Source organism: Streptomyces sp. NPDC001717 (assembly GCF_042892775.1).
In the GTDB taxonomy this organism is placed as follows: Bacteria; Actinomycetota; Actinomycetes; order Streptomycetales; family Streptomycetaceae; genus Streptomyces.
This window is the reverse complement of sequence record NZ_JBIAUK010000030.1, coordinates 20,575-43,488: the sequence shown is the minus strand read 5'-3', so window position 1 is coordinate 43,488 and position 22,914 is coordinate 20,575. Positions and strand designations below refer to the sequence as shown.

20 protein-coding genes are annotated in these 22,914 nt (G+C 73.1%); 14 read left to right on the top strand and 6 right to left on the bottom strand.

All coding sequences use genetic code 11. The features are described 5' to 3' along the window. The first annotated feature begins 124 nt into the window (after positions 1-124). The 7 genes from ACFYZL_RS32725 (at position 125) to ACFYZL_RS32695 (ending at position 8,330) form a co-directional block, all read left to right on the top strand. Positions 125-1,807, top strand: coding sequence for an amidohydrolase (locus ACFYZL_RS32725; protein ID WP_388684013.1), 1,683 nt, complete (start codon positions 125-127; stop codon positions 1,805-1,807). Positions 1,808-1,907: 100 nt separating this feature from the next. After that, positions 1,908-3,566: an ABC transporter substrate-binding protein gene (locus ACFYZL_RS32720; RefSeq protein WP_384746108.1), complete on the top strand. Its 1,659-nt coding sequence runs from the start codon at positions 1,908-1,910 to the stop codon at positions 3,564-3,566. Continuing rightward, complete coding sequence (locus tag ACFYZL_RS32715; RefSeq protein WP_384746107.1) at positions 3,563-4,546, top strand: ABC transporter permease; 984 nt, start codon at positions 3,563-3,565, stop codon at positions 4,544-4,546. Before ACFYZL_RS32720 ends, ACFYZL_RS32715 begins: the two co-directional genes overlap by 4 nt. Continuing rightward, positions 4,543-5,448 (top strand): ABC transporter permease, encoded by a 906-nt coding sequence (locus ACFYZL_RS32710; protein WP_388684009.1) that lies wholly within the window; start codon positions 4,543-4,545, stop codon positions 5,446-5,448. The genes ACFYZL_RS32715 and ACFYZL_RS32710 overlap by 4 nt, the downstream gene beginning before the upstream one ends. After that, the gene (locus ACFYZL_RS32705; protein ID WP_388684006.1) at positions 5,448-6,422 is read left to right on the top strand and encodes an ABC transporter ATP-binding protein; all 975 of its coding nucleotides are present in this window, start codon (positions 5,448-5,450) and stop codon (positions 6,420-6,422) included. The genes ACFYZL_RS32710 and ACFYZL_RS32705 overlap by 1 nt, the downstream gene beginning before the upstream one ends. Next, positions 6,419-7,264: an ATP-binding cassette domain-containing protein gene (locus ACFYZL_RS32700; RefSeq protein WP_388684003.1), complete on the top strand. Its 846-nt coding sequence runs from the start codon at positions 6,419-6,421 to the stop codon at positions 7,262-7,264. Before ACFYZL_RS32705 ends, ACFYZL_RS32700 begins: the two co-directional genes overlap by 4 nt. Before the next feature lie 133 nt (positions 7,265-7,397). Then, positions 7,398-8,330: a GNAT family N-acetyltransferase gene (locus tag ACFYZL_RS32695; RefSeq protein WP_388684000.1), complete on the top strand. Its 933-nt coding sequence runs from the start codon at positions 7,398-7,400 to the stop codon at positions 8,328-8,330. Positions 8,331-8,421: 91 nt separating this feature from the next. Here ACFYZL_RS32695 and ACFYZL_RS32690 read toward each other — a convergent pair whose 3' ends face one another. Continuing rightward, the gene (locus ACFYZL_RS32690; RefSeq protein WP_384755990.1) at positions 8,422-8,853 is read right to left on the bottom strand and encodes a nuclear transport factor 2 family protein; all 432 of its coding nucleotides are present in this window, start codon (positions 8,851-8,853) and stop codon (positions 8,422-8,424) included. A gap of 98 nt (positions 8,854-8,951) precedes the next feature. On the opposite strand from ACFYZL_RS32690, the gene ACFYZL_RS32685 reads away from it, so the two are divergent. Next, complete coding sequence (locus tag ACFYZL_RS32685; protein WP_388683998.1) at positions 8,952-9,521, top strand: PadR family transcriptional regulator; 570 nt, start codon at positions 8,952-8,954, stop codon at positions 9,519-9,521. Continuing rightward, a complete protein-coding gene (locus ACFYZL_RS32680; RefSeq protein WP_384755984.1) occupies positions 9,508-10,299 on the top strand; it encodes an SGNH/GDSL hydrolase family protein in 792 nt (263 codons plus the stop codon). The genes ACFYZL_RS32685 and ACFYZL_RS32680 overlap by 14 nt, the downstream gene beginning before the upstream one ends. Before the next feature lie 157 nt (positions 10,300-10,456). On the opposite strand, the gene ACFYZL_RS32675 is transcribed toward ACFYZL_RS32680, so the two are convergent. Next, the gene (locus ACFYZL_RS32675) at positions 10,457-11,155 is read right to left on the bottom strand and encodes a TetR/AcrR family transcriptional regulator (protein WP_384755981.1); all 699 of its coding nucleotides are present in this window, start codon (positions 11,153-11,155) and stop codon (positions 10,457-10,459) included. A 322-nt stretch (positions 11,156-11,477) separates the two neighbouring features. Between ACFYZL_RS32675 and ACFYZL_RS32670 the strand changes: the two genes are divergently transcribed. Continuing rightward, entirely contained in the window at positions 11,478-12,032 is a 555-nt protein-coding gene (locus ACFYZL_RS32670; protein WP_384755979.1) for a class I SAM-dependent methyltransferase, read from the top strand. Positions 12,033-12,049: 17 nt separating this feature from the next. On the opposite strand, the gene ACFYZL_RS32665 is transcribed toward ACFYZL_RS32670, so the two are convergent. Beyond that, entirely contained in the window at positions 12,050-12,559 is a 510-nt protein-coding gene (locus ACFYZL_RS32665; RefSeq protein ID WP_384755976.1) for a GNAT family N-acetyltransferase, read from the bottom strand. 88 nt (positions 12,560-12,647) lie between these two features. Between ACFYZL_RS32665 and ACFYZL_RS32660 the strand changes: the two genes are divergently transcribed. From ACFYZL_RS32660 to ACFYZL_RS32650, 3 genes are read left to right on the top strand one after another with little or no spacing between them, the layout of a single operon-like run. After that, positions 12,648-13,502 (top strand): hypothetical protein, encoded by an 855-nt coding sequence (locus tag ACFYZL_RS32660; protein WP_384755973.1) that lies wholly within the window; start codon positions 12,648-12,650, stop codon positions 13,500-13,502. Next, positions 13,502-15,661: a bifunctional serine/threonine-protein kinase/ABC transporter substrate-binding protein gene (locus ACFYZL_RS32655; RefSeq protein ID WP_388683993.1), complete on the top strand. Its 2,160-nt coding sequence runs from the start codon at positions 13,502-13,504 to the stop codon at positions 15,659-15,661. Before ACFYZL_RS32660 ends, ACFYZL_RS32655 begins: the two co-directional genes overlap by 1 nt. A gap of 6 nt (positions 15,662-15,667) precedes the next feature. Then, positions 15,668-17,818 (top strand): bifunctional serine/threonine-protein kinase/ABC transporter substrate-binding protein, encoded by a 2,151-nt coding sequence (locus tag ACFYZL_RS32650; RefSeq protein WP_388683992.1) that lies wholly within the window; start codon positions 15,668-15,670, stop codon positions 17,816-17,818. On the opposite strand, the gene ACFYZL_RS32645 is transcribed toward ACFYZL_RS32650, so the two are convergent. The 3 genes from ACFYZL_RS32645 to ACFYZL_RS32635 all read right to left on the bottom strand — a co-directional run bounded on the left by ACFYZL_RS32645 (position 17,811) and on the right by ACFYZL_RS32635 (position 21,902). Further along, positions 17,811-18,479 (bottom strand): hypothetical protein, encoded by a 669-nt coding sequence (locus ACFYZL_RS32645; protein WP_388683990.1) that lies wholly within the window; start codon positions 18,477-18,479, stop codon positions 17,811-17,813. The genes ACFYZL_RS32650 and ACFYZL_RS32645 overlap by 8 nt on opposite strands. A gap of 94 nt (positions 18,480-18,573) precedes the next feature. Then, positions 18,574-20,577 carry an RICIN domain-containing protein gene (locus ACFYZL_RS32640; RefSeq protein ID WP_388683987.1) on the bottom strand — a complete coding sequence of 668 codons (2,004 nt, stop codon included), beginning with the start codon at positions 20,575-20,577 and terminating at the stop codon, positions 18,574-18,576. 410 nt (positions 20,578-20,987) lie between these two features. Then, on the bottom strand, positions 20,988-21,902 hold the full coding sequence (locus tag ACFYZL_RS32635) for an AraC family transcriptional regulator (RefSeq protein WP_384746274.1): 915 nt from the start codon (positions 21,900-21,902) through the stop codon (positions 20,988-20,990). Between the two features lie 96 nt (positions 21,903-21,998). On the opposite strand from ACFYZL_RS32635, the gene ACFYZL_RS32630 reads away from it, so the two are divergent. Next, positions 21,999-22,901 carry an MBL fold metallo-hydrolase gene (locus ACFYZL_RS32630; protein ID WP_384746275.1) on the top strand — a complete coding sequence of 301 codons (903 nt, stop codon included), beginning with the start codon at positions 21,999-22,001 and terminating at the stop codon, positions 22,899-22,901. Positions 22,902-22,914: the final 13 nt, after the last annotated feature.

Here is a 22,914-nt window from a genome sequence, read left to right as displayed (position 1 = left end):
GCCAGTGTATCGATTTGGAACAGAGGTGGCGCAACAGCGTTGACAACATTGTTGCGCTCCCGTTCACTCCTCCTCAACGAACAAGCCGTGCGGGTTTCGCCCCGCCGAGCCGGAGGAAGCGCTGATGGGCAACACGAGCCGGCGGGCCGACACCGTCTTCGTAGGAGGGCGGGTCTTCACGGGCACCTCACCCGCCCCGATCGACGCGGCCGTCGCCGTCGCCGGCGGCCGGATCCTCGCCGTCGACGACGAGGCCGCGGTGCGCGCCCTCGCGGACGAGGCCACCGAGGTCGTCGACCTCGCCGGCGGCCTGCTCATCCCCGGCTTCCAGGACGCCCACGTGCACCCCGCCGTGGCCGGAGTCCAGATGCTCGGCTGCGACCTGAGCGAGGAGCGCACGATCGACGGCTACCTGGCGGTGGTCGCCGCGTTCGCCAAGGACCATCCCGACGCGGACTGGATCCGCGGCGGCGGCTGGTCGATGGACGTCTTCCCCGGGGGCACTCCGACCCGCGCCATGCTCGACGCGGTCGTCCCCGAGCGGCCCGTGCTGCTCACCAACCGGGACGGCCACGGAGCCTGGGTCAACACCCGGGCGCTCGAACTCGCGGCCGTCGACGCCGGCACCCCCGATCCGGCCGACGGCCGGATCGAGCGCGAGGCGGACGGCAGCCCGGCCGGCACCCTCCAGGAGGGCGCGGTCGAACTGGTCGCCCGCCACGTGCCCATCGCCACCCCCGACGAGGCGTACGCCGGCCTGCTCGCCGCACAGGAGCACCTGTTCTCGCTCGGCGTGACCAGCTGGCAGGACGCCATGATCGGCGCCTTCCCCGGCAATCCCGACAACTACGGCGTCTACCTGCGCGCAGCGCGCGAGGGCTCCCTGCGCGCCCGCGTCGTCGGCGCCCTGTGGTGGGACCGGGAACGCGGCCTGGAGCAGATCCCCGACCTGGAGGAGCGCCGCCGCACCGGGCAGGTCGGCCGTTTCAACGCCACCAGCGTGAAGATGATGCAGGACGGCATCGCCGAGAACTTCACCGCCGGAATGCTGGAGCCCTACCTCGACGGCTGCGGCTGCTCCACCGGCAACTCCGGGCTCAGCTTCATCGACCCCGAGGTGCTCACCGAGGCCGTGTCCCGCCTCGACCGCTCCGGCTTCCAGATCCACTTCCACGCGCTGGGCGACCGCGCCGTCCGCGAGGTGCTCGACGCGCTGGCCGTGGCCCGCGCCGCCAACGGCCCCAACGACAACCGCCACCACCTCGCCCACCTCCAGGTCGTCCACCCCGACGACATCGCCCGCTTCGCGGAACTGGAGGCGGCCGCCAACATCCAGGCGCTGTGGGCCGCGCACGAACCGCAGATGGACGAGCTCACCATCCCCTTCCTCGGCCCCGAACGGGCCCGTCTCCAGTACCCGTTCGGCGACCTCCGGCGCGCCGGGGCCCGCCTCGTCGCGGGAAGCGACTGGTCCGTCAGCAGCCCCAATCCGCTGTGGGGCATCCACGTGGCCGTCAACCGCTCCGTACCGGACGAGGCCCCCAACTCTCCCGACACCTTCGAACCGGCGCCGCCGTTCTTCCCCGAGCAGGCCCTGACCCTCTCGCAGGCCCTCACCGCCTACACCGCCGGCAGCGCCTGGGTGAACCACCTCGACCACGTCACCGGCACCGTCGAGCCCGGCAAGTACGCGGACCTGGTCGTCCTCGACCGGAACCCCTTCGAGCACCCCCCGCTGGAGATCGCCGACACCCGCGTGCTGCGCACGTACATCGACGGCGCACCGGTCTTCACCGCCACCGACTGAGCCTCCCCCGAAGCGCCGCCCCCCGACTGAGCATCACGGCCGATCCCGCCCGGCCGAGCGTCACCCACCCCGCAGAGCTCATCCCTCAGGGAGTCAGACGATGTCATCAGCCCGTACGAGAACCCCGCTGATCCGCCGCACCCTCACCGCCGCCGCCCTCGCGGCCGCCACGATGCTCGTCACGAGCGCGTGCAGTGGTACCGCGCACCCCGAGAAGGACCGGGCCACCGCCTACAAGATCACGGACCGGACACCGGCCGCCACCGGGAACCTGGACTCCTTCACCTGGTCCACCTTCGCCGAGCCGACCACCATCGACTACGCCTATGCGTTCGACTACCCGCCGAACCAGATCCTCGCCAACGTCTGCGAGAGCCTGCTGCGCTGGAACCCGGACCTGACGACCTCGCCGAACCTCGCGACCTCGTACAGCAACCCCACGCCGACCACCTGGGTCTACCAGATCCGCCCCGGCGTGCGCTTCCACGACGGAACGAAGCTCACCGCCGACGACGTCGTCGCCTCCCTGCGCCGCCACCTCGATCCGGAGACGGCCAGTGTGTGGGCAAGCCCCTTCCGCAACGTCAAGTCCGTCGACAGGACCGGGCCGCTGGAAGTCACCGTCACCCTCACGCAGCCCGACTCCAAATTCAACAAGTACCTCGCCGCCGGCCCCGGCACCGTGGAGTCCGCCGCCACCCTCGCCAAGTCCGGCAAGAACTACGGCAACCCGCAGACCGGCGTGAACTGCACCGGCCCGTTCGCCTTCGACAACTGGACCGCCGGCCAGTCGCTCACCCTCAAGCGGTTCGACGACTACTGGGACCCCGCGCTCAAGGCCAAGTCCGGCCAGGCCAAGTTCGTCTTCCTCGCCGACCCCACCACCCGCGTCAACGCCTTCCAGAGCGGCGAGGTCGACGGCGGCTGGATGGTCCCGCCGAACGCCTACGCCCAACTCGGCAAGACCCAGGCCGGAACGCTCTACTTCGGCCGCAACACCACCGTCGCCGACGAGGTCGTCGCCAACCTCAAGGGCCCCCTCGGCGACCCCCGGGTGCGCCAGGCCCTGCTGATGGCCACCGACCGCAAGGGCATCGTCAAGGCCGGTGCGGGCGGGGTCGGCGAGGTCTCCGACTCGCTCGTCACCGACAACCTCTGGGCCGACGCCCCCGACGCGACCCGCGACAGGATCGCGAAGGACCTGCCCAAGTACCCGTACGACCCGGCCAAGGCCAAGGCGCTCGCCGCCGAAGCCGGGGTGAACGGCCAGAAGGTCGTCATCGCGACGAGCCCGCTCGACTCCCAGACGACGATCATCACCCAGGCCATAGCCCAGGCCGCCACCGCCATCGGCCTCAAGCCGGAGATCAACTCCCTCTCCGCGGAGAAGTACACCACCCTCTTCACCGACCCGGCCGCACGCGAGGGCATCGACCTGTTCCTCACCTTCTGGTACACGTCGATCACCGACCCGCTCGACATGTACGGCTCCCTCCAGACCGGCGCCTACAGCAACTACGGCAACTGGTCCGACCCCGCCTTCGACGCCGCCGTGGACAAGGCCATCTCCTCCTACGACGCGGGCCTGCGCGCGGAAGCCAACGCCGAGGCCCAGAAGGTCGCCCTGCGGGACCTGCCCTGGCTGCCCCTGTACACCCAGCCCGTCAGCGTCTTCCTCGGCAAGAAGATCACCGGCGTCCAGCCCTCCATCGCCTACCTCTACTACCCGTGGGCGGCCGAGATCGGGGCCAAGGGATGACGGCCCCGACGGCGAACGCCGCCCTGGCCCGGGCCGGACGGGTGCTGCGCCGGCTCGCCGCAATGGCGGCGACCCTGCTCGTCACCTCCTTCCTCGTCTTCTCCTCCCTGTTCCTGGCGCCCGGGGACCCGGCGAGCTTCCTCACCAAGGGCCGCAGCCCCAGCCCCGAGCAGCTTGCCGAGATCCGCCGGCAGTACGGCTTCGACGACCCCTTCCTCGTCCGCTACTGGAACTGGCTCGAAGGAGTGCTCCACGGCGACTTCGGCCGCTCCTACCTCTTCCACCAGGACGTCGGCTCGGTCATCTGGTCGCGACTGCCCTCGTCCCTGCTCCTGATCGGCGTGTCCGCCCTGATGATCGCCGTGTTCGGCATCGGCTCCGGGATCGTCGGCGCGCTGCGCCGCGGCTCGCGCACCGACCGCTCGCTCATGCTCCTGGTGACGGTGGGCGCCGCCGCGCCCGCCTTCGTCGCCGCGCTGCTGCTCAGGTCCGTCCTGGGCGTACGACTCGGCTGGTTCCCGACGATCGGCAACGGCGCCGGCGTCCTGGACCGGCTGCACCACGTGATCCTCCCGGCCGCCGCCCTGTCCGTGACCTTCACGGCCCTGGTGACCCGGGTGACCCGCTCGGCCATGCTCGACGAACTGCGCCGCGAACACGTGGAGGTCGCACTGAGCCGGGGGACCCCGCGGCGGACCGTCATCCGGCGCCACGTCCTGCGCAACGCGCTCGGACCGATCGTCACCGTCTCCGCGCTGCTCGTCTCGGGGATGCTCGTCAGCACCGCGATCGTGGAGACCGCCTTCGGGATGTCCGGAGTGGGTTCGCTGCTCGTGCAGTGCGTGGACCAACTCGACTTCCAGGTGGTGCAGGCGATCGTGCTGCTCGTGGTGGCCGCATTCGTCGTCGTCAACGCCCTCGTCGACCTCGTCCAGCCGCTGATCGACCCGCGCTCCGCCGCGGCGGGGAGCGCCCGATGAACACCCTTCGCGAAGCGGGCACCGGCGCCCGCACCCCCGACACCCCGCGCCCCGAGCGCACCCGGCCCGACCGGTTCGCCCGGCTCCGCCGCCTCGGCGGCGGCCCGCTCCAGCGGGCCTGCCTCACCCTGCTCGTCCTGTTCGTCCTGGTCGCGCTGTTCGCCCCGTGGATCGCGCCCCAGGACCCCACCTTCGGGGCGCTCGGCGACACCCTGCTCGGGCCGGGCGCCGGGCACTGGCTCGGCACCGACCAGGGCGGACACGACACCCTCTCGGCGCTGATCGTCGGCACCCGCACGAGCCTCACCGGCCCGCTCGCCGTCGTCCTCTTCTCCACCGTCCTCGGCATCGCCGTCGGCCTGTTCACCGCCTGGCGCGGCGGCTGGATCGACACGGCCGTCGGCCGGGCGCTCGACGTCCTGTTCGCCTTCCCCGCGCTGCTGCTCGCGATCCTCGCGGTGGCCCTGTTCGGCAAGGGGATGACGGCTCCGGTGCTCGCCATGGCGATCGCCTACATGCCGTACACCGCGCGCGTGGTCCGCGGACTCGCCCTGGGGGAGAAGTCCCGGCCCTACATCGCCGCCTACCGGGTGCAGGGCCACTCCGCCCCGTACGTCACCGTCCGCAGGCTGCTGCCCAACATCGCGCCGACCCTGCTCGCGCAGTCGACGGTGAACTTCGGCTACGCACTGCTCGACCTCGCCGCGCTCTCCTTCCTCGGGCTCGGCGTCCAGCCCCCCACCCCCGACTGGGGCGCCATGATCAACCAGGGTCAGACGGCCGTCCTCCAGGGGCAGCCGCTGTCCGCGATCGCGCCGGCCGTGGCCGTCGTCCTGGTCGTCGTCGCCTTCAACATCGTCGGGGAAGACCTCGGCGACCGCCTCGCGGGGAGGGACTCCTGATGACACTGCTGGCATACGAAGGCCTGCGCGTCACCCTCCCCGCGATGGCCCGCCCGGTCCTCGACGGCATCGGCCTGCGGGTCGCCGCCGGAGAGGTCGTCGCCCTCGTCGGCGAATCGGGCTCCGGCAAGTCCGTCACCGCCCGCGCCGCCCTCGGCCTGTTCCCCCAGGGCGCCGAAGTCGGCGGCCGGGTCCTGGTGGACGGCACCGACCTGGTCGGCGCCGACCCCGCGAACCTGCGCGACGTACGCACCGACAAGGCGGCGATGATCTACCAGGATCCCCGCGCCGCCATCAACCCGGTGCGCCGCGTCGGGGACTTCCTCACCGAACCGCTGCGCCTCGTCCACGGCTGGACGAAGACCCGCGCGGAGCGGCGGGCCGCCGAACTGCTCGACGCGGTCGGTCTCCCCGACCCGGTCCGGCACCTGGGGCAGTACCCGCACGAGCTCTCCGGCGGAATGCTCCAGCGCGTCGTCATCGCGGCGGCCCTCACCACCGAACCGAAACTGCTGCTCTGCGACGAGCCGACCACCGCGCTCGACGTCAGCACCCAGGCGGAGATCCTGGCCATCCTGGGACGGTTGCAACGGGAACGGGGCCTCGGGCTCCTGCTCATCACCCACGACATCGAGCTGGCGGCCTCCGTCAGCGACCGTATCCACGTGATGTACGCGGGCCGGATCGTGGAGACGGCGCCCGTCGCGGAACTCTTCTCCGCCCCGCGGCACCCCTACACGGCGGGCCTGCTCGGCTCCTCCCCGCCGCTCACCGGCCCCGTGGCCCGCCTCACCCCCATCCCCGGGGCCCCGATGGGACTGCTGGAATCCGCCCCCGGCTGCGCCTTCGCACCGCGCTGCCGGTTCGCCGAACCGGGGCGCTGCGACCAGTCCCCGCCGGAACTGACGCCGCACGGCCCGGCCGAGGTGGCCTGCCACCGGGCCGCCGAACTCACCCGCCAGGAGGACAGATGAGCAGCGGAGAGCTCCTGAAGGTCACCGGCCTGCGCAAGACCTACCGCACGGGCGGCACGGAGGTCGTCGCCGTCGACGACCTGTCCTTCTCCCTGCGTACGGGCGGCGCGCTCGGCATCGTGGGGGAGTCCGGATCGGGGAAGACCACCACGGCCCGGATGCTGATCGGGCTGGAACGCCCCGACGCCGGGGAGATCCTCGTCCAGGGCACACCGCTCGCGGCCTCCGTACGGGGGAGGCCGGCGCGGCTGGCGAGGGCCAAAGCCGTCCAGATCGTCTTCCAGGACCCCTACCTCTCCCTGGACGCCCGGCTCTCCATCGGCGCCACCGTCGACGGGGTGCTCCGGCTGCACGGCATGACCGACCGCACGGCCCGCGCCGCCCGGGTCCGGGAGCTGCTCGGGCAGGTGGGCCTCGGCGACCGCGAGGCCGCCGCCCTGCCGCGCCGGCTCTCGGGCGGCCAGCGCCAACGCGCGGCGATCGCCCGGGCGCTGGCCGTCGAACCGGCCGTCCTCGTGCTCGACGAGGCGGTGTCCGCGCTCGACGTGTCCGTGCAGGCGCAGGTGCTGAACCTGCTCTCGGACATCCGCCGGGACACGGGCATCGGCCTGGTCTTCGTCAGCCACGACCTGGCCGTCGTGCGCTACGTGTGCGACGAGGCGCTCGTCATGTACCGGGGCCGCACGATGGAGCACCGGCCGGTCTCCGAGCTCCTCACCGACCCCCACCACCCCTACACGAGGTTGCTGTTGGCCTCCGTGCCCCGACCGGGCTGGGACCCCGACTCGATCAGCCGCCGGCGCCGCGAGATCGACCCCCTCGCCGGCGCCCCGACGGCATGAGGCAGCGGCCGGGGCTCGCACCAGGGCCCCGGCCGGTCCGCCCGTCCCGCGGGTAAATCGCCGGCCGGGGTCGGGGTCCCGGGGTTACTTTCGGTGCGATTCCGACCGTGTCCCCCTTCCCGAAGGCTGCCAGGTGACGTTGATCCGTTCCGCCCGCCCCCACGAACTCCCCGCCCTGGTCGAGCATCCCGACGACCCCGAGCGCAACGCCGCGACCCGCGCGTACCTCGACGAACTGCTGAAGACGGAGTGCACCCGACCCGATTGGTGCCTGGTCGCCGAAGACGACGCGGGGCGGCTCGTGGGCAGTGTGGTGCTGTGGACCCTGCCGGGACACGCGGTTCCCTACGCCTTCGTGCTCTTCGAGGCCCCGGCCGGGGACGCACGCGTGGGATCCGCGCTGCTCGACGCGGCGGCCCGCACCGCGCGCGAACTCGGCGCGGACGAGTTGGAACACGTCGTCGACTCGCCCGCGCAGGCACCGCAGTTCCAGCGGGATCCGGAGCGCCGCGGCGAGCTGCTGCGGGCTTCCGGCTTCCGAGTGGTGCGCGACGGGCGCCGGTTCGGGCTGCGCCTCCCCGCCGACCTGCCGGCCGACGACCCCCGGCTGACCTTCCGCTCCCTGCCGGACCTGGGACCGGAGCCGTTCCTCGACCTGCTGGAAGCGCTGCTCGCCCAGACCTCGGACGCCCGCCTGGCCGCCTACGTCCGGGACCTCGGCGCGCGGGGAGCGGCGGAGCGGCTCTTCGCGGAGACGGCGGAGCTGGCGCACGAGCCGGGATGGTGGGAGATCGGCTACGCCGAGGACGGCACCGCCGCGGTGACCAGCCTGCCGGCGCGGAACCCGAGCGTCCACGTCATCGGCTTCGTCGGGGTCGCGCCCGCCCACCGCGGCAAGGGCTACGCCGCCTCCGCCGTGGTCCGCGGCACGCGCCTCCTCGCGGCGAACGGCGCCGTCGAGATCCGTGGGGACTGCGACGCGGCCAACGGGGCCATGGCGAAGGCGTTCACCAGGGCCGGTTACGAGAACTTCGCCGACCGACTGGAGTTCAGCCGGGCCCTGTGACCCACCGGGCCCGGCGAAACGGGACGGGCCAGGTCGTCTCGTTCGGATCTTGCCGGGCGACGCGGGTCGGGCAAGATCCGGAAGGAACGGCCTACGCGCCGGCGGGGTCGGGGACGAGTCCGTCGGCGACCAGGCCGGCCAGTACCGCCTGGCCCAGGACGTGCACCGCGGACTGGGGGCGGACCATCACCGTGAACTCCTTGATCCGGCCCTCCTCGTCGAACTGCAGCAGGTCGATCCCGTGCACCTGCTTGCCGCCCACCGTGGCCCGGAACGGCAGGATCGCGGACGGGGCCTCCTGCCCGTCCCCGCTGGTCTCCGCGGCGCCCTCGAAGTGCCCCACGTACCGCAGGTCCTCGAAGGTGCGCAGCAGCACCCCGAAGAGGCCCAGCACCATCGGCTTGCCCTCGAAGGGCTTGAACTTCACCGGGCTGTAGAGCCGGATGTCATCGGTGAACAGGTCGTCCAACACGCTCAGGTCGCGCTTCTCCACCGCGTCGCGGAAGCGTTCGGCAGTCTCCACGGCCCCTCCTCGAAGTCAGTTGCCTACTCATGAATATGAGTAATCAATTTCATGAGTAGGATGCAGGGAAGGGCGAGGAAAGGGAAGGGGCTGCTTCCATGGCCTTGAGACATGCCGTGCTGGCGTCACTGCTGGGCGGAGAGTTCAGCGGCTACCAGCTGGCGAAGGGGTTCGACATCGGCGTCGCCAACTTCTGGCACGCCCTGCCGCAACAGCTCTACGCCGAGCTGGCCAAGCTGGAGAAGGAAGGCCTCGTGGCAGGCCGCGAGGTGGTTCAGGAGAGCAGGCCCAACAAGCGGCTGTTCCACGTCACCGAGGCCGGCCTCGCCGAGCTGGAAGCCTTCGCCGAGGCCGCGTCCAAGCCCTCCGTCATCCGCGACGACCTCCTCGTCAAGGTCCAGGCCGCCGACGGCATCGACACGGCGTCCGTCATCGCACAGCTCGAGGAACGCGCGGCCGCCGCCGAGGCGAAGATCGGGCTCCTCGACGCGCTCCTGCTCCAGATGCGCGGCGAAGCGGACGAGGAGGAGTTCCTGCTCGGCGGCAAGGGAGTCGGCGGGTACCTCACCGCCCTGCGCGGCCGCGCCTTCGAGCAGGGCCACCGGGACTGGTGCCTGCGCGCCGCGACCGTGCTGAGGGAAAGGAGGACGGCCCGTGCCGAACAGTGAGCGCCGGCGCCGTGAGTACCTCCGATACGTCGCCCTCGGCGACAGCCAGACGGAAGGACTCGGCGACGGCGACGACACCGTCGGACACCGGGGCTTCGCCGACCGGCTCGCCGAGCACCTCGCGGCCGTCCAACCGCGCCTCCGGTACGCGAACCTGGCCGTACGGGGACGCGTCGCGGCCCAGGTCCACGCCGAGCAGCTGGCGCCGGCGCTGGCCATGGAGCCCGACCTCGCCAGCGTGGTCTGCGGGGTCAACGACGTGCTCCGGCCGTCGTTCGACGCCGCACGGACGGTCGGGCACCTGGAGGCGATGTTCGCCGCGCTGACGGAGGCCGGCGCCCAGGTGGTGACCGTGACCTTCCCCGACATCGGCAGGATCGCCCCGCTCGCACGGCCCCTGCGCCCGCGGGTGTTCGAGCTCAACGACCGCATCCGGGCCGCGGCCGACCGGCACGGGGTGGCCGTCGCCGAAACCGGCCGCGAGGCCGTCGGCGCCGACCCGCGCCTGTGGGCGGTGGACCGGCTCCACGCCAGTCCCCTCGGCCACGAACGGATCGCCGCGGCCCTCGCCCACGTCCTGCGACTGCCCGGCAGCGACGGCAGTTGGGCGGATCCGCTGCCGCCCCTGCCGCCCGTCGCGGGGCTGCGGGCGGCGGTGGACGAGGCGCGCTGGTTGGCTGGCTTCCTGGGCCCCTGGCTCGGCCGCCGCCTGCGCGGCCGCTCCTCCGGCGACGGCCGGACGGCCAAGCGCCCCGAGCTGCTGCCGATGGGCGGCTAGTGCTCTGGCCGGAAAGGTTTGCCGACTCGCGGCGTCCGGTGCGGTGCATCGCAAGGCGGAGGGCCACGGCTCGTACTGGACGTACTTGCGTGGCCCGACAACGCGGCGAGGTGCCGTGCCGGGCGTCGTGAGGCGGTGAACCTTTCCGGTCAGAGCACTAGGCGTTGGGCGGGACGGCGTAGCGCGCGAGGAACAGGTCGACTCCCGAGGCGACGACGCGGCCGAGTTCCGCCCGGTCGACCTCGGCGTCGGGGCCGAAGGTGCGGACCAGCTGGAGGATGCCGACGGTGCTCGCGATGAGCTGCTGGGCCGCGAGCTCCGGGTCGGGGACGTTCAGCCTGCCGAGCCCGTCCAGCTCGGTGATGGCCTCCGTCAACGGCCCGTTGTTCATGTCGTAGGTGACCTGGTACCAGAGCCGGCCGAGCTGCGGGAAGCGGTCGATCTCGCCGATGACCAGGCGCCGCAGGGACATGATGTCGGGCCGCAACAGCACGGTCGCGAAGTCGCCGGTCAGCCCGATCAGGGCGGCCCGCAGGTCGGTGGCCCGGGCGAGGTCGGCGTTGCAGGATTCGAGGTCCGCGTACGTCTTGGGCAGGATTCCGGCGATGACGGCGAGGAAGAGCCGCTCCTTGTTGCCGAAGTGCTTGTAGATCGTCGCCTTGGAGACCCCCGAGCGGCTGGTGATCGTGTCCATGGAGGCCGCCGAGTAGCCCTCGGCGAGGAATTCCGCGACGGCCGCGTCGATGATCGCCTGGCGCTTGCGCTGGGCGCTGTCGGACGGGTCCGGGATGATCGGGATGCCGTAGGCGTCCGTGGCGTCCGCGTCGCTCGCGGCGTTCTTGGTGTCGGCGTCCATGGGGGCTTGTCCTTCGCATCGTGAGGGGGCCTCAGTATATGAACTGAACGGTTTGGTAGAGGGGCCCCTCGTCGCGATCCGCGAGGTGGACGAGGCCGGAGCCGGCGGTGAGTCACCGGACCTCGCCCGGATCCACGACCCGCTCGTGGCGCGCGGGCCCGAGAGCGCCGTGCTCATCCACGCGTTCCTCGGCCGGGTGTCACGCCGGCCGTCCATCGGATGCCGTAACGTGCAATCCATATGGGGGACATCAGGTGTCAACCTCCGCCGCGCATCCGGAACTGCTCCACGATCGGCGGAGCAACCCGGCCAAGGAGGCCCCATGACCACGCCTTTCGCGTCCGCCGCCGCGTACCCCGAGCGTCACGGGACGCCGTACCCGGCGCAGCTCCACGCCCTGCTCGCGGACCGGTTCGTGCTCGACGGTTCGCAGACCGTACTGGAACTGGGCGCGAAGGGCGCCGGCCCCGGACCCGGCGTGCTCGCCCTGTCGTTGACTGCGTCGGCCGACCACGTCTACGCCGTCCACCCGGACGCGGCGGTGCTCGCCGAGGGGAGCCGGCTCGCCGAGGAGCGAGGCTGTCCGAACGTCTCCTGGCTGGAGGGCGACGCCTCCGCGGTCACCCGTCTGTGTCTGCCGCGCATCGACCTGTGCGTCATCGGCGGCGCCTTCCACGAGATGGACGGCGAACGGCTGCTGGCCGATCTCGACGCCGTGCTCGCCCCGCGCGGCGGCGTCGCCGTGGTCACCTCCCCGGACCGCCTCGAAGACCTGACCGACGTGCTCGCGAAGTCGGTGTTCTCCCGGGTCGAGACCACCTCATGGGAGCAGCCGGCCACCCTCACCGCCGTCGTCGCCACACGGCCACGCCTCTGACGGCGGTGCGGGTACGGCTACAGGGTGCGGCGCATGCAGACCCTCGGCCACCGGTCCAGGCCGTGCTCCGCCTCCCGCGCCCGGATCTCCCGGAGGCCCGGGGTGAGCGCGTCGTCGTCCAGGCGCCGGAAGCCGCAGCGCTCGTAGTACGGGGCGTTCCAGGGGACTGCGGCGAAGGTGGTGAGCGTGAGGGCGGGCACCCGCTCCAGCAGGGCGTGGTCCGCGAGGTGCTCCAGCAGGGCCCTGCCGATGGCGCGGCGCGCGTGGTCCGGGTGCACCGACACCTGCTCGACGTGCAGGGCCCCGTCCACCCGGTCGGCGATCAGGTACGCGACCGGCGGCGCGTCCTCGTGGTCCACGGCGACCCAGGCCAGGCCGGCCGCCAGGTAGCCGGCCAGTTCCCCCAGGGGCAGCGGTTCGTCGTCGGCGATCTCCGGCATGCCGATGTCCCGGAAGCACAGCCCGGCGGCCCTCTCGATGTCCTGGAGGTCCGTCAGCTCGTCCCGGCGTACTGCTCGAATGCGCATGGGCGCATTCTTCCACCCCAAGATCCCTTGAGGGTAAGGCAGTTGATCCAATGCGGTGGTGGGTACGATCGCTGCCGAGGGGGGACACATGACATACGGAGGCGGCTCCGCGCTGCGCGCCTGCGGGTGCGCGGCGGCGGGTCTGTTGGTACTGACGGGCTGCTCGGCCGGGGGCGGGGCGAAGAGCGGCGCCGGCGAGCGCACCCCGACGGCGGCGACGGCGACGGCCGGCGCGGCGAGCGGGAGCCCGAGCGCGCCCGCCGCGCCCGCGCCGACGAAGCCGGCCGCCGTCCCTCTCGTCCCGGAGGTGGACGAGTCCAAGCAGCCCCGGACGGCGGCCGAGGCCCGCGCCCTGCTCGGCCGCATCGTCGTCGACCGGGAGGCGTTCGGCCCCGAGATGGTGCGCAGGACGCCGTTCGAGAGCGATCCGAGCCGCTGGCCCGTCCTCGACGAGGCCTGCGTCTGGCAGACCTCGGGACTGCCCGAGGACGTACTGGCCACCAGCACACGCTACTTCGAGCTCCCCGCGCAGGAGGGCCGCGGACGCGTGCGGATCAACGTGACCGTCACCGTGCACCGCAACCGCCAGGACTCCGGCTGGGAGACCGCCCACGCCATGGAGGAGGTCCTGCGCTGCCCCGACCAGAAGCTGCGCGAGGGTGAGGAGCTCAAGGGCCTGTGGGGAGCCTCCCTCTACGAGGGGGAGCAGCTGAACGGCTGGACCGAGGACGCCTTCACCGAATCCGGCCAGTACGTCGGCGAGGAGGACGGCGGCCCCCACCCCTACCTGTGGTCCCAGGGGCAGTTCGGCCCGGTCACCATCGCCGTGGCCGGCAAGGCCGCGGCGGGCTTCACCCAGGAGGCGCTGAGCGCACTCGTCGTCCAGGGCACCGCCCGCATGATGCTCCAGGCCAAGCAGCAGCTCGGAAAGGCGGCGGGCTGATGGAACGGTTGAACCCCTCGGACCCCTCCCGGATCGGCGGCCACCGCCTCCTCGGGCGGCTGGGAGCGGGCGGCATGGGCGTCGTCTACCTCGGCCGCACCGACGACGGGGCGCTCGCCGCCGTCAAGGTGATCCGCGCCGAGTACGCCGACGAGTCCGACTTCCGCGCACGGTTCCGCCGCGAGGCGGAGATCGCCGCCGAAGTCGACAGTCCCTGGGCCGTCCGAGTCACCGGCGCCGACCCGGACGCCCACGAACCCTGGCTGGCCACCGCCTTCGTCGCCGGCCCCTCCCTCGCCGAGGCCGTCGCCGCCCACGGGCCGCTCCCGCTGCGCGCCGTACGGGTCCTGGGCAAGGCCATGGCCAAGGCCCTCGGAGTGATGCACGGGCAGGGCCTCGTCCACCGCGACGTCAAACCCGGCAACGTGCTGCTCGGCATGGACCGGCCCCGACTCATCGACTTCGGGATCGCCCGTGGCGGCGAACACACCGCCCTGACCTCCGCGGACGCCGTCCTCGGCACCCCCGGCTTCATCCCGCCCGAGCAGGCCGAGGGCCGCCCCGCCGAACCGGCCGGCGACGTCTTCGCGCTCGGCTGCCTCCTCGCCTACGCCGCCACCGGCCGGCTGCCCTTCGGCGGCGGCACGGTGGAGGCGGTGCTGTACCGCACCGTCCACGACGAGCCCGAGTTCGGCCCCGAGGTCCTCGCCGACCCCGAACTCACCGCGCTGCTGCGCACCTGCCTCGCCAAACACCCCGACATCCGCCCCACCGCGGCCGAACTCGACGAGGCACTGACCGAGGACACCCCCGGAGAGGGCACCGCCTGGCTGCCCGACCCGGTCGTCGCCACCATCGCCGAGCGCGCCGCCGCGCTGCTCGCCCTGCCCGGCATCGACGAGACCGTCGCCGACCCGGACGCCGCCCCCGCTCCCGGCGCCGAGCCCGCCCCCTCGCGCAGGCGCTTCCTCGGCCTCGCCGCCGCGGGCGCCGTGCTCGCGGCCGGCGGCGGCGTGGCGACCTGGTTGGCCCTGCGCGACGACGGCACACCGAAGAAGGCGGCCGCGCCCGCGCCCCGCAAGTGGGTGATCGGTGTGCAGGCCGACCTCTCCGGCCCGCAGAAGGCCCTCGGGCAGGCCCAGGAACGCGGCGTACGGCTCGCCGTCGACGCCTTCAACTCCCGCAGGGACAAGCCCTTCACGCTCACCGTCGCCACCGCGGACGACGCCGGCCGGGCCGACCGCTCCGCGGCCGCCGCCGCCGGTCTCATCGCCGACCGCGACGTGCTCGCCGTCATCGGCCCGACCGGCAACGCCACGGTCACCCCCTGCCTGGAGCTGTACGGAGAGGCCGCGCTGCCCCTCCTCACCGTCTCGGCCCTGGCGACCTCCTTCGGCGTCACGGACCGGCGCAGCTTCTTCCAGACGAGCGCCCTTTCCCTCGGCCAGGGCTTCGCCGTCAACCTCCAACTGGCCGGAGTCCAGGGCGCGCGCCGGCTCGGAGCGCTCTGCGACCGCGCCGGCGACGTCGAGGGCTGGCAGGCGGTCCTGCAGGGCAACCGCAGCCTCGCCCTCGTCTCCCCGCAGGCCACGTCGTACGGACGGGTCGTGCCGCGCGGCGCCGGGGACCTGTCGCCGATCGTCGACGACATGCTGGCCCACGGGATCGACTCCTTCTTCTACTCCGGCACCCCGGCGGGCGCTGCCAAGGCGGCCGGGCTGCTCGCCGCCGCGGGCTTCAAGGGGCCCAGGGCCGCCGACTACACCCTGGTGGGCCCCGAGTTCCTGACCGCCGCGGGCCCGGCGGCCGAGGGCTGGCAGTTCCTCGCCCCCTACACCGGGCCCGAAGCCCCCGAGGTCGCGGACGTCGCCCGCGCCCACCGTGCGGCCTACGGCACGGCGCCGGAGGCCTGGACGGCCGAGGCCTACGACGCGGCCCGACTGGTCGTCGACCGGCTCGTGACGGCGGCGGCCGGCGGCGCCCGGCCGGCCCGCGCCGACCTGCTCGCCGCCCTCGGCAAGGGAACCTTCCGGGGCCTGACCAAGGAGTACACCTTCGACCAGTACCAGCAGGTGCAGGGGAACACGTACTACGCCCACCGGATCGAGGGCGGCCGGATCCACTACGTGGGCCCGGCCGGCCAGGCCCCACCGGCGTAGCGGACGATGCGCCCCCTGCTGCCCGCCGATCCGGCCGCGATCGGCGGAAACCGTCTGCTGGGCCGCCTCGGCTCGGGCGGCATGGGCACGGTCTACCTCGGCCGTTCCCCCGCCGGGACCCTCGTGGCGGTCAAGGTGATCCGCGCCGACCACGGCGCGGACCCCGCCTTCCGCGCCCGGTTCCGCCGCGAGGCCGAGGCCGCGGCGGGACTGACCGGGCGCTGGGTGGTGCCGGTGATCGCGGCCGACCCGGAGGCCCGCGAGCCCTGGCTGGCCACCCCGTTCGTCCCCGGCCCGTCCCTGTCGGAGGCGGTCTCCGGATACGGTCCGCTGCCCGCCCGGAGCGTACGGATCCTGGGGGCGCGGCTCGCCGAGGCCCTGGCGGAGGTGCACGAGGCGGGGCTGGTCCACCGCGACGTGAAACCGGGCAACGTACTGCTCGCCCCGGACGGCCCCCGTCTGATCGACTTCGGGATCGCGCGGGCGGCCGGCGCGACCACCCTGACGGCCGCGGACGCGGTCGTCGGCACCCCCGGCTACCTGGCGCCGGAACTGGCCCGCGCGGGCGGCCCCGTGCCGGGCCCGGCCGGGGACGTCTTCTCCCTCGGCTGCGTCCTCGCGTACGCGGCGACGGCGCGGGGTCCCTTCGGCGGCGGCCACGCGGCCGCGGTGGTCTTCCGCACCGTCCACGACGAGCCCGAACTGGACGACCTGCCGGCCGAGTTGCTGGAGGCCGTCGGCGCCTGCCTGCTGAAGGAGCCGGGAGCCCGGCCCACCCTCGCGGAACTCACCGCCCTCCTCACCGGGGGCCGCCCGGACGAGGAGGACGGCCGGGACTGGCTGCCGGCCCCGCTGCCCCGGCTGATCGCGGAACGCTCCACCCGGGCCCTGGACCTCCCCGCCCCCGAACCCACCAGGCTCGACACCGCCGAGGCCGGAACGGGGAAGCTCACGCGCAGGCGGCTCCTCGCGGCGGGCGGGGCCCTGCTCGCGGTCGGCGCGCCGGTCGCCTGGTTCGGCACCCGGCGCGGCGCCGGCACACCACCGGCCGGTTCCCGACGGGACCTGCCCGTGCTCACCCTCGGCCTGCAGGCCGACCTCACGGGACCGGGCAAGGCCACCGGCCGGGCCCACGAGCGCGGGATGAGGCTGGCCGTCGACCGGCACAACGCAGGCAAGGACGCCGCGTTCCGGCTGGCCCTGCGCGTCGCCGACGACGGCGGCGACCGGGCGCGCGCCGCGCGGACCGTCAAGGAACTGGCCGCCGATCCCACGGTGCTGGCGCTCGCCGGACCCACCTGGGAGGCAGCCGTGCCCGACCTCGCGGAGACGTGCACCACGGCCGGTCTCACCCTGCTGCTGGTGTCGGTCAACGGCCTGGAGGAGGCCCAGTTCCGCAGATGGCGGACGCTCTGCCCGACCCGTCCCTCATGGGACCACATCGTCAACCCCGTGATCCACTACCTGACCAACGTACGGCCCTCCCGCCGGACCGCGGTCGTCGAGGACGCCGTCCAGGACGCGGCCGGAGGCGACGAGGGCTGGCGGATCTCCCGCGAGCTCCAGCAGAGCCCCCCGGCCGGCGGTTCGGTGAGCGTCCACCGGATCCCCGCGGGCGGCTCCGACTTCGCGGGCGCCGTACGCGACCTGACCGCCGCCGGGGCGGACGCGGTGGTGTACGCCGGGATCTCTCCGCAGCGCGCGGGGCTCCTGGCCCGCGCCCTGGCCGACGCCGGGTTCCAGGGCCCCCGGGCGGGCATCCAGCCCATCATGGAGCCCGAGTTCCTCGCCGCCGCCGGACCCGCCGCCGAGGGCTGGGAGATCGGGGCCTTCTTCACCGACCCGACGGCCGTGCCGGCCGCCGCCGGGTTCGTCTCCGCGTACCGGGCCGCGTACGGGGAGGTGCCCGCCCGCTGGGCCGTCGAGGCGTACGACGGCGTGGGCCTGCTGGCGGCCTGCCTGACGGGACTCGGGGAAGACGCCCGGGACAGGGCGGGCCTGGCCCGTCGCTTCCCCCGACAGACCCACGAGGGCCTGGCCAAACCGCTGGCCTTCGACGCGGACACCCACGACCTGACCGGCACGCGGGTGTCGCACCTCTACCGCGTCGAATCCGGCGCGTACCGCTACCTGGGGCTGTATCCCGACGTCACCTGAGGCGCAGTCGGCGCCGGCGCCGGATCACGATTCCGGTGGCCGCCCCGGCGAGGGCGAGCATCGCCACGCCCGCCGTCGTCCACCAGAGGCCGGAGTCCGCGTCGTCCCCGGCCGGCTCGGTCGCCCCGGCGCCGGCCTGGGCGCCGGCGGGGGTGGAGGCGGTCACGGGCGCGGCAGCGCCGGCCGGGGTCGAGGGCTGGGTCGAGGGCTGGGCCGAGGTCGCCACGGTGGGCGCCGGTGCGCCCGTGGCGGGAGCCGGGTCCACCACCGGTACGGCCACCTCGAGTTCCCCGTGCCCGAGGGACGGGAAGCCCACGTCCACGCTGACCTTCCAGGAACCCGGCGGCAGGGCCTCGGCCGTGGTCCACGCGGCCCGCGAGGCGCCGGCGGCGCGGACGAGGCGCCAGGGCCCGAGCGTGCGCGAGCCGTCGGGGCTCGTCGCGTTCACGGTGGCGGCGACGGCCTCCTCGATGGCGTCCCCGTCGTTCTCCCAGGTGATGTCGGCGGTCACCCGGCCCTCCCGTTGCCCCGTCACCACCACCTTCACGGTGTCCCCGTGGGCGTGGGCCACGACGGGTGTCAGGAACATGAGGCCGAGTACGGCGAATACGGCGGTTACGGTGGCCCGTACGGCCGGGAAAGCGATCTTGGTGCGTGTCATCGCGTCTCCGCTCGGGAAAGAGGGGTCCGGCGGACGGCCGCCGCGCGGGGCGGCCGTCCGCCGGGTGGAATCACGGCATCGGCCCGTCAGGCCGTCAGCCGGCCTTCTGCAGGTTCCAGACCTGCGTCGCGCGGCCGTCCGCGCGCTGGAGGTCGAGCAGCCAGTTCCCGTAGTAGGGGCGGCTGCTGACGGTGAGGGCGAAGCCGCCGCTCGGGTCCGTGACCGTCACCGCACCCGCCTTCGACGAGACCTTCCAGTTCTGCGCGGTGTTCTGGCCGCACGGCTGCTGGGCGATCCACATGCCCGCGGCGGGGGCGCCGCCGGGCTGGAGGCACTTGCCGGAGACCGCGGACTTGATGCGGACCTGTCCGTTGCCCGCGTCGTCGAAGTACCACTGCTGCTGCGCGTAGCCGTTGGCGCGGCCACCGACGAGGACGGTGCCGTCGGCGGTGCGGCCGCCCCACAGCTCCGCGGCCATCCCGGTGCTGCCGTTGCCGAGCGTGTACTTGGTACCGGGGGCCGTGGTCGAACCGCCACCGCCGCCCGTGCCCGACGTCGTACGGAAGGACGCGGTCTTGCCCGGCCCGCTGTCGCGGCCCGACGCGTCGCGGACGGAGACGGCGACCTTGTAGGAGGTGTCGGGGCGCAGGTTGTAGATGCGCAGGGACTGCGACTGCACCCACGTCAGGTGCTTGCCGTTCAGCAGGACCTGGTACCAGGCGGCGCCCTCGACCTTCGGCCAGCTGACCACGACGGAGTCGGACCGGATCTGGCCCGCCGTCACCGTCGGACCGCCGGTGGGCGGCTTCGTCGGGCTCGCCGTGGGCTTCTTGGTCGGGGTCGGCGTGGGAGTGGGGTCGGTGCCGCCGCCTCCGCCGCCGCCGTTGGCTCGCATCAGGAACTGGTTGTCGGCGATGTTCCAGTGCGTGGCCAGATAGCTGCCGGCCTTGGGGCTGGTGTGGAAGTAGTCGTCGTGGTTGCAGTCGAGGATGTTCTCCGACGCCTGGTTGGTGCAGACGTTGCGCATCTGCGGGTAGTACGGCGTGTCCGAGTAGCACATGACGTCGAACTCGTCGGTGCAGTGCGCGCCGCGACTGGTGTTCGGGGCGCTGTTGTTGACCGCGCCCAGGTTGTGGCCGAGTTCGTGCGCGGCGGTGTGACCGCCCCAGCAACCGGAGTCCGTACGCCCGTAGGACGGGCCGAAGTTGCTCTGGTTGTTCTGGCCGGGGCGCTCGTCGCCGTTGAACGTGCCGATGCCGCAGTAGACCTGGGTGTCCGCGAAGATCATGTACTTGCGGTCGCGGCGGTCGAGGCCCTTGCCCGCGAGCGCGTTGTTCGTCGCGCTGAACTCGGACAGCGCCGAGTCCGGGAGCTCGATGTTCAGCACGGTCGGCGTGCAGTCGGCGGCCGTCACGTAGCGGATGTGGCGTACTCCGCCGGTCTCCTGGGCGCTGTTCGCGTAGATGAGGTCGGCGTCGGCCGCCCACTTGCGGAACGAGGCGGCGTACTGGGCGTACCTGTCCTTGCCGGGACCGTGCACGTACACGACCTGTACGCGGTTGCCGGTGCTGCCGTCGCCGTCGCACTGGACGGTCTGGCCCGCCGGTCCGGCGGCCACGGTCTGGCCGCCGCCCGAAGTGGCGGCGGGCGCGTCGGCCTTGGCCTTGGCGGAGCCGGCGTCGGCGGCCGCGGGCGCGTCCTGAGGACGCCCGCCGCCTTCCGTGGTGGAGGGGTCGTCCACGGCGGGGTGGGCCGGGTCGGCGGCGGCGGCCGTCTCCTTGACGGCGGGCGCGATGTCCTTCGTGATGTCCACGCCCTTGGGCGGGGCGTCGGGGCCGTGGGTGCACAGACCGCCCTGGGTGCGGTACACGCCCACGCACCGGTCGCCCTTGGGGGCGGCCTGGAGGCCGTCGTACACCATGCCGCGGGCGTTCTCGTTGGCGGGAGCGCCCGACAGCGGGGCCGGCTCCTGGTCCCGGGCGGGCTCGGCGGCCATCACGGCCGTCTCGGCCGCGGCCCCCGAGGCCTCCCCTGCCTCGGCTCCGTCGCCGAGGCCGGAGTAGGCGATTCCTGCGGTGATCACCGCCGCCGATGCCATGGCGGCGGTGAGGAGTATCAACCGCCTCGGTTTGCGGCGGTGTTCGTGTCGTCTGCGTCGTCCTGTCATGGGCACCTCAAGTCGTTGGTCGGATGACTGGGTGCGCGGAAGCCTGCCAGACGAATGCGCCGGAGAATTCGGACAAAGGTGAGGGGGGCTCAAGAAATCGTTCTGTTACCTGAACCTCAAATTTGACGAACAATCAATTCGCAGTAAAACAAGCCCAGTTACGCGCGTCGCACTCGATTGGTCCAGGCCTTCCCGGGTGATTCGTTATCGAATCGAGATATGACGACTTTGCTTGTTGACGGGAATTCAGTCAGGGATTCATCCAATTACTACCTGTCGAATTTCCTTGGTTACGACCCGTGAGGAACCGTGCAGTCCGGTCGCCGCGTCGGGGTGCCCCGTCAGCCCGCGCCCGCCCGGTACCGCCCCGGGGTCGTGCCGAACTCCCTGCTGAAGGCGTGCGACAGGGCGTACGGAGTGCCGTAGCCGACCCGGCGGGCGATGGCCGCCAAGGGATCGGGGGTGTCGCGGAGCATGGCGGCGGCGAGGGTCAGACGCCACCAGGCGAGGTACGCCATCGGGGGTCGGCCCACCAGCCTCGTGAAGCGGCGGGCCAGGGTGGCCCGGGAGACGCCCGCCTCGCCCGCCAGCCGGTCGTTGCTCCACGGCGCGGAGGGCTCCGAGTGCAGGGCCCGCAGGGCGGCCGCCGTCACCGGGTCGCCCAGCACCGCCGGCCACGCCCCGGCCGTGTCCTCGGCCACCCACGAGCGGATCATGTACACGAGGAGCAGGTCGAGCAGGCCGGGAACGGCCAGGGAGGCCCCCGGTCGCTGCCCGTCCAGCTCCCGGCCCAGCAGGTCGATGGCGGCCCGTAGTTCGGGCCGGACGCCCACCCGGTTCGGCAGGTGCACGACCGGCGGCAGCTCCGCCAGGAGCGGATGCACACGACTGTGGTCGAGCCGGTACTTGCCGCACAGCAGCTCGACCTCCCCGACGCCGGCGCCCCGTGGAACGCCGGGGTCCCGCCCGCCCGACCACCGCTCGAACGGCACGGCCCGCGCCACCGTCGCGGCGTCGGCGGGGGAATCGGCGATCACGTGCCCCGTGCCGTGCGGCAGCAGCACCGCGTCCCCCGCGCCGAGCGGGACCGGAGGACCGCCGTCGGGCAGCAGCCAGCAGCTCCCCTCCAGGACCACGTGGAAGCCCGCACCGTCGTACGGGGCCAGCCGCGCGCACCATCTCCCGCCCACCCGAACCCGGTTGGAGGAGGCCTGTCCCGTGCGCACCGTCGCGATCGCGTCGCTCACCACATCCATCGCACCAGAGTACGCAGCGGCAGTGAGACGCACGCGTATCCACAAGAGCCGGACGGGCATTGAGAGACTCAACGCCCGCTTCCTAGAGTCGGGGACATGAGCGAAGAGAGCGCGCAGCGGATGATGCTGGGAGACGTCGAGGTCATCCGGGTGGTGGAGTGGCGGGGACCCTTCGTCCCGGCCCGGGACCTCGTACCGGACGCCGCGGCCGAGGTGTGGAAGGACAACGAGCACCAACTGGCACCGGACCACTGGGAGCCGGAATCCGACAGGGCGGTGATGGCGCTGCAGACCTGGGTGCTGCGCAGCGCCGGGCGGACGGTCCTGGTCGACACCGGCGTGGGCAACGGGCGGGAACGGCCCGGCTCCCCGCAGTTCCACCAGTGGCAGGGCGACTTCCTCGGGCAGCTGGCCCGGGCCGGCGTCCGCCCCGAGGACGTGGACGTCGTCGTCAACACCCACGTCCACGCCGATCACGTCGGCTGGAACACCGTCGGCGTACAGGGGGAGTGGGCGCCGGCCTTCCCCAACGCCCAGTACCTCATCCCGGCAGCCGACGACTTCCACTTCGGCCCCGGCAACGCGTACGCGAAGGGCCTGCGGGAGGACGACCGGCTGATCCACGAGGACAGCATCGAGCCCGTCCACCGGGCCGGGCAGTCCCTGCTGTGGGACGGCGCCCACCGCATCGACGAAAACCTCACCCTGGAATCCGCACCCGGCCACACGCCCGGCTCCGCCGTACTGCGGCTCGCCTCGGGCGCCGACCGGGCCGTCTTCGTCGGGGACCTCCTGCACAGCCCGGTGCAGATCCTGGGGCCGGCGTGCAACAGCTGCTTCTGCATGGACGCGCGCCAGGCCGAGGCCAGCCGTCGCCGGGTCCTCCAACGCGCCGCCGACGAGCGGGAGCTGGTCGTCCCCGCCCACTTCGGCGGCTCCGGAGCAGTCGAAGTACGTCGCGAGGGCGACGGCTTCACCCTCGCCCGCTGGGCCGCCTAGCGCGCCTTCCGGC